Origin of the sequence: Paraburkholderia silviterrae (assembly GCF_004353915.1) — a bacterium.
GTDB lineage: Bacteria > Pseudomonadota > Gammaproteobacteria > Burkholderiales > Burkholderiaceae > Paraburkholderia > Paraburkholderia silviterrae.
In genome coordinates, this window is record NZ_SMRP01000047.1 from 1 (window position 1) to 12048 (window position 12048).

Below are 12048 nucleotides of genomic sequence, written 5' to 3' on the forward strand. Positions count from 1 at the left end.
TCCTCAGATCATCCGTGTAATTCTCAACTCGCCTTAAACACGGAAATTCTGACACCCCCCGGCACCTACTTTTCTTTGCAGCCGCAAAGAAAAGTAGGCAAAAGAAAGCGGCTCACACCGCCAGTGTGACGCTGTCCCCCACTGCCCTCTAATCGGAGCGGCTCCGGAGCATCCGTCTCCTCGCACACTCCGCCTCAGTGACAAGGGGCTCATCCTTCCCGCCACGCGCTACGCGCGGGCGGAAGGGTTTGCAAGGAAAACCGGGCGTCCTACCCGGCGAATACGCGATAGTACTGCCGAGCAAATACACTGGATTCCTACTAAACTTCGTACATCCCACTGGTTTTGGTTATGCCTCACGGCGCGCTCAGCGCCGCCGGATGGATGAGCCCTTTGTCACTCCGGCAGACGACGCGTGGCGACAGACGCTCCGGAGCCACTCCGATTAAAGTTTAGTGATCCACTGCGTCACACTGGCGGTTTGAGCGGCTTTCTTTTGCCTACTTTTCTTTGCCGCTGCAAAGAAAAGTAGGTGCCGCCCCGCACAGGGGTAACACTAATAGACCTACATGAAAACAAGGAAAGGCCAAGAATAATCCACGAAAAATCCAACCCAAATCCAAATCCAAATCACGACAACCCGCGCCACCCCCCAGGCATCCCAACTTCAAACCGCTAAAAAAATGAATAGACACGCGCGCCACTCAGGCCCATAAAAATCACCAACATAGAAACCAACCGATCCCAAAGACAGCAAAAAAGCCCGCTCACGGCGGGCGAACATTCGCTACGGGGGTCATCTGCCGCAATTTGCGAGCCGACCTGGACATCTTATCGCGAACAATAGCGTCCACGCGTTGCCCCAACCCCTGAAGCGGCGGGCCATCTGGCTCCACCATTACGCATAGCTATCAGGGTTTCGGACAGCACGGCAGTGCGGTTATCCCAATCAGCATCAACACAGCCAGCCCCCTGTTCATTCTGATAGGTGCGTCCCAGCACGCTGTGCGCTACAGTTTGCCTTAAGGGCATACCCCGCGCCCTTATCAGGTCTCCTCAAGCTTGCTGCCCGCCTTGCGCGGGCGCTTTTTTTGCTGCCCGATGCTTAGCCGGCCCAGGGCCGAAACCAGGGCAACAAGGCCGCCCTACTCCTCTCCAAACCAGCGCTTGTAGATCGCGTCATATGTGCCGTTTTCCTGCAACTGCAGCAACGCGCTATCGACCGTCCTGCGCAGCGGACTATTGACCGGATACACGAACGCAATATCGGACCGGTTGATCTCGGGGCCGACCACCTTCACACGGCCCTTGCCCTCATGGTTCGCGTAGTAAAGCAAGACCGGGCCGGCGAAGACCACGGCATCCGCTTTCCCGCTCAGCAGCGCAGCGTACATTTCCGCTGGCTGTTGATACTCCTGCACACGAGCGCCGCGATTCCTCAGCCACGCAACAGATATGCTCCCGCCTATCGTCGCGATCTGCCTGCCCGGCAAATCGTCGGGGCCGTTAATCGTGCCTTTGATTTGCTGGACGGTCAGATCAGTCGTCAGTTGCGCGGTATAGAACGCGACAAACACCAGTCCGACGAACATGAGCAGCACGGCGGTCAGTCGCGCGAGCCACTGGCGCGGCGACTCCTCCGCCTGGGTCAGCAGTGTGGTTGCGGCCCAGTAAATGGCCTGGAAGATGCCGGGAAAGTACTTCTTGCTGGGAATGACGCCGTCTTCGCGGCCGCGGTCGAGAAACCAGGCGATGTGCGCAGGGACAAGCACGAGCAGCAGGCCCGTGGCCAGCCAGATCATCGTCGTTGTCGAACTCAGCAGGCGCAGCAGCGCGAGAATCGGACTGGCCGCCGTGCTTGCGCCCGTGTCGCGCACCAGGATGCGCTGTCCAGCGGTCAGCACGGGCGTGGAGAAGTCGAACGCCTGGTCCCGCTCCCAGGTGATGAACTGAGGCATGGCGAGGTCGCATTGGCCGGTCTGCAGACAGTCGTTCAGCGTCGCCGTGTCCGGGACAATCAGGTAGTCCGTCTTGACTTTCATTTGCGCCGCAACGGCGCTCCAGACGTCGATGGTGAAGCCCGTGAGCTTGCCGTGCTGCTCGATGACGGTAGGCGGGATCACCGTGACGGCAAGGCGAATGGCGGGCGTCGGCCCCTGTGCGAGCACGGGCGATGGCAGCAGATCCGCCACGAGCAGCACGAATGCACAGCGCAGCGCCAGCGCTGCCAGGACTCTTCTGGACATGACGACTCCATGCTACGCATTCGGCCCCGTTACGCAGCATTCAAAGCTGCGCCTCGCCTTTCGGAAACAGGAACGTGACGCCCGCATGCGCTTCGTTGGTTGCGAAGTCTCGTACAATATCCACGCCTCGACTATCGGGATTTTGGGCAAGCTCGATTCGCTAAAGGGTCGTTCGTTCCAGAATTCCAATCTTTCGCACTGCAATTATTCAATTGTGCAGCGCGGTCGCGCTCCCGGCGCCCCTTTCGCCAGCCTTGAATCAGCCAGAGAATCGAATCGCGCCTACGACCCATGCCGCTGCCCACGACTCAAAGCTGGACCTTGCATCCGGCCACGCGCAAATCGTGGATGCGCGAGATCCTCGCGCTGCTCACGGTGCTCGTCGCGGCGAATATCCTCGTCAACGCCTGGCAATCGTGGCACGACTTCCGGGCTGCGGACCGGCAGGCCGCCGAACAGCTCACCGCGCAAACGTCGCTGGTCGCGCGCCTCATCGAGGACCGCCTTCGCGATCTGGATGGGATGATGTCGGCAACCCAGACCCTGATCGACGAAGGCAAGGCCACCAACGAAGCGCTCGTCGACCTGACGCAAACGCTGAAATTGTCGCTGGGCGACACCTTGATTGCAGTGTTCGACGCGAACGGGCGCATGGTGGCCGCCTCTCACCCCGATGCCCGCAACGAGATTCCCGGCTTCGATGCGATCTTTGCGCAGGTGCGCGCCGCGCCGTCCGCGCGGCTGTGGCTACCGGTCGTGTGGGGCAACCGGGGCGCCATGGTGGTCGCCGCAAGGCACGTCGGCCAGACCGGCCAGCTGGACGCGGTGACGATCCATCTCGTGCCGCTCGAGCAACATCTGCTCGACAATGCGAAGCTGATTCCGGGCACGGCCCTGCTGCTGCGCGACAACACGCAACGCATCGTCGCGCGGGTTCCGGATGTGGCGGGGCTGGCCGTCGGGCAACGGCTCACCGACGACGGCAGCGCGCGCGCCGGGCCTATCGAGGGCACGTTCTACGCGCTATGGCGCCGCGATCATACCGAGCGACTCGTTGCACAGCAGCACATCGGGCTCGGCTCGAATGCGGGGTACTGGACGCTGGATTTGGGCTATGCCATCGGCACGTTCCGCGACAGCCTCTGGGCCAGCCTCTACCTCAACCTTGCCGCAGCGGCGTTGTTGCTCGCCATGCTGGCCGGCGGCTTTATCCTGATCGGCCGGCAAAGGGCGCTCAACGGCCGCGTGGAAAAATATGCGAGCACGGTTTCGACCATCGTCGAGAACATGCCGACGCCGGTCGCCGTGGTCGATATGAAATCGAAGCGCATTCTCCTTGGCAACGACGCACTGCTGGCCGTGTTCGGCGCGCCGGCCGACAAAGGGCAGCCTTTTGCGCGCCTCTTTGTCGATGAAGCCCATTGGACGCGCATGCAGGCGGAGTCCGCCAAAGAGCCCGCGCCGTTCCAGACGCGCTCCGGCATTCGCCACATGCTGGTCCACTGCACGAGGCTGGCGGCCCTTGCGGGAAAGAGCGATGGCGATCCTCTGCTCGTCGTGCTCACCGATATCACCCATCAACATCTGTTGCTCAAGCAACTACAAACGGACGCGGACTTCGACCCGCTCACGGGGCTGGCCAATCGGCGTTACTTCGAAAAGGCCGCCATGCAGGCGGTCGAACATGCGCGGCGGCATCATAGCCCGTTGTCGGTACTGGCGCTCGACCTGGACTTCTTCAAGCGCGTGAACGATACCTGGGGCCACGCGGTTGGAGACCGTGTGCTCAAGGTGGCCTCGCGCGTGTTCGAGGCCGCGCTGCGCGAAGACGATCTCGCTGCGCGAATCGGCGGCGAGGAGTTCGCGGCTATTCTGCTGGACACACCCGAAGAGCAGGCTCGCCGCGTTGCCGAACGCATTCGGCAGACGCTGCAGGACACGCCCATCCAGCTCGATACGGGCGAAACGCTGTCGCAAACTTTCAGCATTGGAATTGCCCGCTACGACGAAACGGAAACCAGTCTCGACGAAACGCTCAAGCGCGCCGATGCAGCGCTCTACGCGGCAAAACACGCCGGGCGCAATCGCGTCCGGTTCTGGGGCGAAGCATCATGACGGCTCGCGCTTCAGGCACGCCCGGTGAGCGCAAGGTCATCAGAAGCTGAGCGCGAGCCCGAGCGACGCGCCTGAAATGTCCTTGCCGAATGCGTAACGCGCCACGATCCGGAATCGCGAAAACAACTTCGTCACCGCACCCGTATCGATCTCCAGACCGGCGCCCAGCGAGGTCAAATGGTTGAAGCCGAGAATATCGGCCTGGCTGCCGAGATAGGTCGAATGCGATAGCTCGAGCACATAGCGCAGCGGCCGGTGCAGCACCAACAGGCCCGTCGGCGCGCGCCAGCGTGCGTACAGGTTCGTCGATTCCGCATTGGCCTCTCCGCGCACGCCGCTCGACGAGCCGAAGCTGCGAGGCGAAAGGGCTTGCATGCTCTTCTCCGCTTCGCGTTTGAGTTGCCGAACTGCCGTTGACGCCGCAAATCAGGCAACATAGGTGGCCCTGACCCGCGCCTTCTTGTTGAGGCCGCAAGCACCGAAAAGCGTTGCGCACAGGCCCTTTATCCGGGAGTGTCGTATGCGACGCCAGGGGACGCCACAGGGGCGCGGGGCAATGCGGATTGCCCCGAAGGGCAATGACGCCAGCCCGGCTTCGGATCGAAACCTTGCCGCGCCACGCTCGTTGGGATACCGGGAACCGTGATGCATCACCACGACTCAGCCAGAAGTGCCGGTCGCAGAATTCGCCTGGCCGCATGCGGCGCCTTGCTGCTCGCGTTCGCCTCGCCGCCCGCATGGCCGGCGTACGCCGGCTTCCTGAACGGCACGCCAATGAGCCAGCTCGACCAGAAGGACATCGACGCGCTGAACAGCACCGTGCAGATCGTGCTGAACACGAAGAACGATGGCGAAACGACCCCATGGATCCGCCCCGCCTCGGGCGATCGCGCCGAAGTCAGCGCAACCCTCACGCCGGAAGGCACCTCGATCAAGCACCACAGAACCTGCCGGTTCGTTGCCGTAACGATCCATGCCGGGGATCAGGCGTTCAAGCTGCGCCCGCAATACTGCCAAAGCGCGAAAACGACGTGGAAGCTCCAAGGCGCGCAGTAAGGCAACACGCGCCGGGATTTACGTTACCCCTGACCCGATGTGGCAACGACCGATGAGACGAAGCGCAGCAACGTCCTCATCATGTCCGAGGCCGCGTTGCACGGCTGGCTAGAGGGGCGTTTCAATGCGGGCACGGCGACGATAGCCTGATCACGCCCGCAGGCCGCGTCGTGCCCATGCGCGCAGCCCGGTAGCGCATCCGGTACGCCAGCTGCGCCTGCAAGACAGCAAGCTCACGAGGAAAGCCGCTCGCCCCCTTCGTCGGGCGGATGGCGGGCGTGCCTCTCGCCTCGCTGCGAGACTTCGTCTGCCGAAGCGGCAACGGCAGCCTGGTCCGCCGTAGCCGCCATGCGATGCTGCCCCCGCACGAGCGGCAGCCAGACCACGATTTGAGCGCCGCCTGCGCCGCGCAACGCGGCGTCCACGCGGCCGTGGTGCGCTTCGACGATGGAGCGCACGATCGACAAGCCGAGCCCCATGCCGTGCGGCTTGGTCGAAGCCATGTTCCTCGGCCCGTTGCCCTCTTCGTCAGAGCGTTCGTAGCATTCACGATCATTGATGGGCCGCTTCGAGCGATGGGCGCAATGCTATCCCCCCTATCCGAACGGGTAGGTAGGCGAGATACGGAGGCCTGCCCATAATCTTTCCTGAGGAAAGCTCCGCACTCCTCTTGTCTCCTCGAACCATTTGCCCGCTGTGTGCGGGCATTTTTTCGTCTACGACACCTTGCGACGCGTCCCCCTGATCGCTCTTGCCCTCGAAGTCAGCTTCCGCACACAACAACGTGGTCGAGCGCCACGCCTTGAGCCCGTTACATGTTTGAACTTGACGACATCCGTAACGCACTGCCCGATTGGCAGTGACTCCGCCTGCCAACGACTCGCGATTCCCCGTCGCTGCCGTTAGTGAATGAGCGGCCCCTCGCACTACCCCGTAGTGGCAAATCGATCCAGCAAACACAGCAGCCGACGCTCCTGATCGCGCAGGATACCCGGTGTGGAACGGAGTTCGTGCACGCGTTGGTGCCAGTAACGCACACCGAAAATCGCCATCGCCGTGTCCGCGCCGATTGCCTTTTCGAGGTGAGCAATTGCGGCGTCTAAATTGTGGATTGTGTAGGGACTGAGCGGTCGCCGCCGCGTTTCGGTCCCGGATTCGAACTCGGCTTCGGTCTCAGCCGTGGTCTCCGTCGCCGTCTTTGCAGTCGCACGATTCGTGTTCTCGCGCCCTTGCGCCTGGCCCTCCGCCTGGCTTGCGCTCTTGCGAGATGGAGTTTCGGGTATCGAGCTCATGGCGCGAGACACCAGCAGGTCGAAATGGCGGCCGGCCGCTGCGCAAGCAGGCTCTGCAGGCGGCGCTCATCAAGAGCGTACTGGAAGGAATGGTCTTGCATCGCACGATCTCCTCGTCAGTCAGGCTATTCAACTGCCCAAGCGCTGATCGCTCACCCATTGCCGTCGCGCACTTTCCGGCGCTGCGCGACGGACTCCAGCAGCTTCAAGGTGCTGCAGAAACTCCGGTCGACCTGCAGCGTCCAGCGATTCTGTTCATAAGCGGCCCAGGCCTGTACGAGGATTTCGGAAATCTGCACGGGCAATCTCACGCCACTCGACTCGATGCGGCTCATGAGAACCCATGCCCAAAGAATGTCTTCCACGACGTGGGCTTCCAGCTCCGTCGCCGGTTCCGGCTCCGGCTTGCGCCGGCGAAAGTGTGTTTCATCTGCCGACGCACTACGGAAGATGTTCAGCAGGCTCTTCAAGTCGGGATGTAGCGAGCGCATGGTGGCGTCCCTTGTCGTCCGAACTGCAACGACTCCATCGTGCGCGGCCCGAGGCTCGGCGAAAACCGGCCATACCGGGGGAGGAACGCCTCCAGAAGGCATCCCCAGAAGCGTCCCCCGCTTTGGGGGGATCGCATCCCGAGCGAATGCGGGTACGATGGTCTCGACTGGAGAGGTGCCGATGGACAACCTGTATTTCCGCCACGTCCTGCTTGTGGAGGATGAAGGCCTGACGCGGATCGCGATGAAGAGCCTGATCTTGACGTCGGAGCCGACGCTCGACATCGACGAAGCCGGCTCGTACGCGGCCGCGGTCGAGCGTCTGCTCAGCAAGCCTTACGATCTGGTCTTTCTCGACTACCAGATCGGGGACAATCACACCGGGCTTGACCTGCTGCGCTGGCTGCAGGAAAACGAGCGCGCTGCGCATGTGGTGATGCTGTCCGCTCAGGACGACCGCGAGACCGTGCTGGAGTGCATCAAGCATGGCGCAGGCGGCTTCATCTCGAAGGCCAGCGAGGAAGGCGGCGCGGTGTTCCGGGAAGCGCTGCAGACGATCCTGAATGGTCGTGTCTACCTGCCCAACAGCGTGCTCGGCAAGGGCGGCCATACCCCGCAGTCGCCGGGCCCGAGCAAGGGCATTCCGATCGACTCGCTGAACCTGCCGCCGCGCCTCGCGCAAACCTTGCGCTTTCTGCTGCAGGGCATGTCGAACAAGGCCATCGCGCGAAAGATGAATATCACGGAGAACACCGCGAAGGAGTACATCAGCGACCTGCTGAGCCGCTTCAACGTCTCGCGGCGCACCTTTCTGATCGTCGAAATGGCGCGCCGCGGCATTGAGATTCCCACCGTGGCGCACGACACGGCGGCGTAGTGTCCGCTCAGGCCATAGCGGGCCCTACGCCTGGGCGGGCGCCTCCGTCAATTCGAGCATGCGCGCAATCAGCAAGTCGGGGGACAGCGGCTTGCTGAGCACGCAGCGCGCCGGCAACACACCCTGCGTGCTGACCCCTGCCTCGCCCGTCACCACGAGACACGGCACGGGCCGCGAGAAGTGCTCACCGAGCAGGCGCACGACATCACTCGCGGTCGACCTTTCCGGCAACCGGTAGTCGCTGATGACAAGGTCGGGCACGCGCTCGATCTCCTCTAGCAGATCGCCGAGTTCGGCCACCGAGCGAACCGAATCGAACAGCACGCCCCAGCGCGAAAACAGCGCCTCCATCGAGGCGCGCACGAGGCTGTCGTCCTCGACCAGCAACACGTAGAGACCCCGCAGCGACGCCGGCGACGAAGCCGCATCGGCGGGCGCTATCGCGGCATCCTGGAGCGCAAAGGGATCGGCCACCGGCATGCGGACCGAGAAGCGCGACCCGCGTCCCTCGATCGACTTCAGCTCGAGACGGTGCCCCTCGAGTAGTGACACCACCGCATTCACGATCGACAAACCGAGTCCGAGCCCTTTCTCGCGGTCCCGCTCCGGGTTGCCGATCTGCACAAACGGCTGGAAGATCGCATCCCAATGCTCCGGTGCAATGCCTATGCCGTTGTCGAGGACGTCGAGCCGCACATAGTTAGGCATGCGCACCACGCCCACGAGCACCGCGCGGCGACCCGTTTTCGACGGGTCCGAATATTTGATGCCGTTCGAGATGAGGTTGCTCAGCACGCGCGGAATCCAGTCGGCGTCGGTGCGCACCCAAGCGGGCTTTTGCCGGGCCTTTCCATAGCGCAGCGCCACGCCGCAACTCTCGGCGAACGGCGCGAGTTGCTCGACCGTCTCCTCGGTCACGCGGCTCAGGTCCACGCTCGTGTAGTTCGGGTTGACGTGCCCCGATTCGAGCTTCGAGAGGTCGAGCACCGCGTTAAAGAGGCGCGCGGTCAGGACCGACGCCTTGCGCGCCTCGCCGATCAGCCTGCTCGACGCTTCAACGTCACGCGCAACCAGCGCTTCGTCGGCAGCGGCAAGAAAGAGATTGAGCGCATGCATGGGCTGCCGCAGGTCATGCGCGGCTGCCGCCAGAAAGCGCGATTTCGCCCGGCTCGCCTGCTCGGCGGCTTCGCGCTGCTGCTCGCGCAAGGCGATCAGGGCTTCCGACTTGGTCTGCTGGTCGCGCCGTGCGCGCTCGAGGTCATGATGCTTTTGCGCGAGCGCCGAATTGACGATTTGCAGGGTGTCGTTGCTTTGCGCAAGTGCCTGGACGGCGACATAGCGGTCGCGCACATGCCGCTCGGCATTCACGTTGACGCTATGGCCCAGAACAGCCACGTTGAGCAGGTAGAACATGCCTGCCGCGAAGTTGTCTGGCTCGACCGCCTGAGTGAGCAATTGCGCCATCACGATCGCGGCGATCACACAGGCGGTCAGTATCAGCGTCGCCTTGGCCCGCAAGCGAAGGAAACCGAACTGATAGAAAAGAATTAAATAAAAGCCGACAAAAAAATGCGTGAAATTGAACGGGCGTGGTGCAAGAAAGGTTTGCATCATCAGGCACAGACACATGAACGCCAATCCCGAGAGCAGGACCCAATGTGCCACCCGATCGCGATGAAAGGCGAGCCTGAAAGCCAGCACGATGCCGACGCTCGCGCCAAGCGCACCGGCGCAACGGAATGCGAAAACCTCCGGAAAGTATGGCCGGAACACTGGGCTGGACTGCGCGAGGCTAATTTCCCAGTAGCCGAAACACACCCAGATCAGAGTTCCGAGCACTAGCGCCGCGCGGCGGAAGTCGGCAAAACGTTGGCCATAGTCCTCCGTAAATTCCTGTTCGACCTGCGGATCCTCGAATCGGGCTGGCCAGCAAAGCATGTCGACCAGCCACGCACGAACCGCAGCCGGCGCGGGCGAGCGTTTGAGGAATTTCGATTCTTCCGCAGACTGAAACCTGAACATGTTCATCGCCACTCGCCGGTATGCTCGCTGGCCTCGCGAAGCAGGAAGCACGTCTGGCGCACAGGCGTGCCAGTTCATTCTAGGATCTGTTTTCCATACGAACAATCAACGTACGCCAACGGCAAGAAATGACGGGTAATACCAGACTGTCAAAGCCTGCCAGTTGGTGCGATGCCAACGTTTCCTTCACGCCGATGGCCTGGCATCCACGCCTTGCGTTGCGGAACAACGGAGGATGCGAATGGCACGGACCATGCATGGATGCCTCGCGCGACGGCAGTTGCCGTCCGTGGAGTGGGAAATGAGCTTCTCTATCAAGTCGTTTGGCCTGGGCGTCGCGCTCCCGCTGGTCGTGGTTGGCGTGTACCAGATCTTTGGCGAGCCGGCGACGCTGGTCCAGCCCATTCAGGTGTCCGATGCTCTCAAGAAAAGCGGCTTCACGGAGCAAGCCCTGCAAAACATGCTGGTCGATGCCCTGAGCGAATTGCGTACGACGGCCAAAGGCGTCACGCCCCGTTCCCCGGACACCGAGGCGGTACTGACCGAGTTCAATTTCCCGGACTTCTCCATGCCCGGAACGGGGCTTTCCATGCGCTCACTCGTCGAGTATGCGCGTGATTTGCTCGAACTCGACTCCTCGGTCTATGGAAGCGCGACTGGCGCGCCGTCTGGATTTTCCGTGGATCTCACCCTTCGCGACGCGCAAGGAGAGTCGATTTCGATCCATCAAACGATAGCGAACAATGCGTTGCCCGCGCACCGGCATGGCGAGAAGCCCGCGAGTGGCACGGGCGCGCCCCTGGTCATGGAGGAAACGCTCCGGCGTGCCGCCATGCAGATACTCGAGCGCCAGAGCCCTTTGCTCTATGCCGATAACCTCCTGAATAGCCAGCAAAGCGAATGCTTTTCCGATAGCGCGAAGTGCGACTTTCGCGAAGTGCGCAAGCGCTATGAGGAGATTGCCGTCGATGGCGGGAAAAAGCCCGATGAACCCGAGAGCAAGACTGCCTGGGCCATGCCCATTCTGGTCGCGCTCCACTTCGTGAAAGTCGGCCAAAAAGTGGCGAGTTCGAACAGCGATGCCGCCCTGGCGGAACTCATGTTGTCGAAGATCGACGATTTGACCGGAGACTACACAGGCTCCATTGGGCGTACTCGCATCATTCGCGAGAAAAGCCAAAACGACAAATCGTGGGCAAAGGTGCTGCCCTGGGCCTGGTACAACTGGGGTGTCGCGCTGAACGATCTCGGCTGCTACGAGGCCGCGGCGGAGGTACTCACGGAAGCCGCCAGCGAGAATCCGGATTATGCGCCCGCGTATAACGCACTCTCGCGCGCCTACAACGCGCTCTCGGAAACTAGCGTGCGCGCCGCCACGGCCTCCCCGTCGCTCACCGACTATCGCGAGAAGGCGCGCGACGCCGCCACGAGAGCCGTGCAACTCGATCCCGGCTATCAAGAGGCCTACGTCAACCTGGGCGACGCCTCGCGGCCCTTGCTCGCCCCGTCTGCGGACCCGGACACGAAAGCCAGTTACGACGGCGACGAAAAGCAGGCGCGCGAGGCCTATGAGAAAGCCATAGCACTCAACGCGGATACGGCTGGACGAGCGCGTCAGCAACTCGCCCTGATTCCGGGCACCGGGTACGCAAACATGGCCGAGCGCATGACGAAGAAGCGGCCGGAATGCCGCCAGGGCTTGCCGCGCTCGTTCCTCGAAGCGTCCGGCTGCAGCGACGCGCAGATCCACACCGCGGCCAACCGTGCAAGCGAATTCGCCAACACCACGCTGGGTGCCATGCCGAATACGCCCAACGTATGCAATCAACTGGGGCTGCACCCGCGTGAAAACAGCCCGATGAAGCCTCTGCGAATCACCGCCACGGCGATCGACGTCGAAAGCGCGAGCCACAAATCCGCGCCCCGGCAGCGCGAAAGAGGCTAAGCGT

Annotated in this window: 9 protein-coding genes and 1 pseudogene; 4 read left to right on the forward strand and 6 right to left on the reverse strand. The window is 62.4% G+C overall.

Annotation, left to right across the window (positions count from 1 at the left end):
- Window positions 1-1145: 1145 nt before the first annotated feature.
- Entirely contained in the window at window positions 1146-2246 is a 1101-nt protein-coding gene (locus EYW47_RS38285) for a transporter substrate-binding domain-containing protein (RefSeq protein WP_133200006.1), read from the reverse strand.
- Between the two features lie 291 nt (window positions 2247-2537).
- Here EYW47_RS38285 and EYW47_RS38290 point away from each other — a divergent pair, with 291 nt between their 5' ends.
- A complete protein-coding gene (locus EYW47_RS38290; protein WP_133200007.1) occupies window positions 2538-4361 on the forward strand; it encodes a sensor domain-containing diguanylate cyclase in 1824 nt (607 codons plus the stop codon).
- A 39-nt stretch (window positions 4362-4400) separates the two neighbouring features.
- On the opposite strand, the pseudogene EYW47_RS38295 reads toward EYW47_RS38290, so the two are convergent.
- Window positions 4401-4718, reverse strand: a pseudogene (locus EYW47_RS38295) (hypothetical protein); the annotation flags it as partial.
- Between the two features lie 351 nt (window positions 4719-5069).
- Here EYW47_RS38295 and EYW47_RS38300 point away from each other — a divergent pair.
- Window positions 5070-5417, forward strand: a complete 348-nt coding sequence (locus EYW47_RS38300; RefSeq protein ID WP_133200008.1) for an RT0821/Lpp0805 family surface protein — start codon at window positions 5070-5072, stop codon at window positions 5415-5417.
- 233 nt (window positions 5418-5650) lie between these two features.
- Here EYW47_RS38300 and EYW47_RS38305 read toward each other — a convergent pair whose 3' ends face one another.
- The 3 genes from EYW47_RS38305 to EYW47_RS38315 all read right to left on the reverse strand — a co-directional run bounded on the left by EYW47_RS38305 (window position 5651) and on the right by EYW47_RS38315 (window position 7179).
- Window positions 5651-5920: an ATP-binding protein gene (locus EYW47_RS38305; protein WP_133200009.1), complete on the reverse strand. Its 270-nt coding sequence runs from the start codon at window positions 5918-5920 to the stop codon at window positions 5651-5653.
- 423 nt (window positions 5921-6343) lie between these two features.
- Window positions 6344-6709 (reverse strand): hypothetical protein, encoded by a 366-nt coding sequence (locus EYW47_RS38310; protein ID WP_133200010.1) that lies wholly within the window; start codon window positions 6707-6709, stop codon window positions 6344-6346.
- A 152-nt stretch (window positions 6710-6861) separates the two neighbouring features.
- Window positions 6862-7179, reverse strand: coding sequence for a hypothetical protein (locus EYW47_RS38315; protein WP_133200011.1), 318 nt, complete (start codon window positions 7177-7179; stop codon window positions 6862-6864).
- Window positions 7180-7357: 178 nt separating this feature from the next.
- Here EYW47_RS38315 and EYW47_RS38320 point away from each other — a divergent pair, with 178 nt between their 5' ends.
- A complete protein-coding gene (locus tag EYW47_RS38320; RefSeq protein WP_240764104.1) occupies window positions 7358-8077 on the forward strand; it encodes a response regulator in 720 nt (239 codons plus the stop codon).
- Between the two features lie 24 nt (window positions 8078-8101).
- Here the strand turns inward: EYW47_RS38320 and EYW47_RS38325 are convergent, their stop codons facing one another.
- Entirely contained in the window at window positions 8102-10099 is a 1998-nt protein-coding gene (locus EYW47_RS38325) for an ATP-binding response regulator (RefSeq protein WP_165976802.1), read from the reverse strand.
- Window positions 10100-10400: 301 nt separating this feature from the next.
- Here EYW47_RS38325 and EYW47_RS38330 point away from each other — a divergent pair, with 301 nt between their 5' ends.
- Complete coding sequence (locus tag EYW47_RS38330; RefSeq protein WP_133200013.1) at window positions 10401-12044, forward strand: tetratricopeptide repeat protein; 1644 nt, start codon at window positions 10401-10403, stop codon at window positions 12042-12044.
- The last annotated feature ends 4 nt before the right edge of the window (window positions 12045-12048 follow it).

Bases quoted from the DNA above. Each gene is read 5' to 3' on its own strand.
- EYW47_RS38320 (WP_240764104.1), top strand. From the start codon at position 7,358: ATGGTCTCGACTGGAGAGGTGCCGATGGACAACCTGTATTTCCGCCAC.
- EYW47_RS38305 (WP_133200009.1), bottom strand. From the start codon at position 5,920: ATGGCTTCGACCAAGCCGCACGGCATGGGGCTCGGCTTGTCGATCGTG.
- EYW47_RS38290 (WP_133200007.1), top strand. From the start codon at position 2,538: ATGCCGCTGCCCACGACTCAAAGCTGGACCTTGCATCCGGCCACGCGC.
- EYW47_RS38330 (WP_133200013.1), top strand. From the start codon at position 10,401: ATGAGCTTCTCTATCAAGTCGTTTGGCCTGGGCGTCGCGCTCCCGCTG.
- EYW47_RS38325 (WP_165976802.1), bottom strand. From the start codon at position 10,099: ATGTTCAGGTTTCAGTCTGCGGAAGAATCGAAATTCCTCAAACGCTCG.
- EYW47_RS38310 (WP_133200010.1), bottom strand. From the start codon at position 6,709: ATGAGCTCGATACCCGAAACTCCATCTCGCAAGAGCGCAAGCCAGGCG.
- EYW47_RS38285 (WP_133200006.1), bottom strand. From the start codon at position 2,246: ATGTCCAGAAGAGTCCTGGCAGCGCTGGCGCTGCGCTGTGCATTCGTG.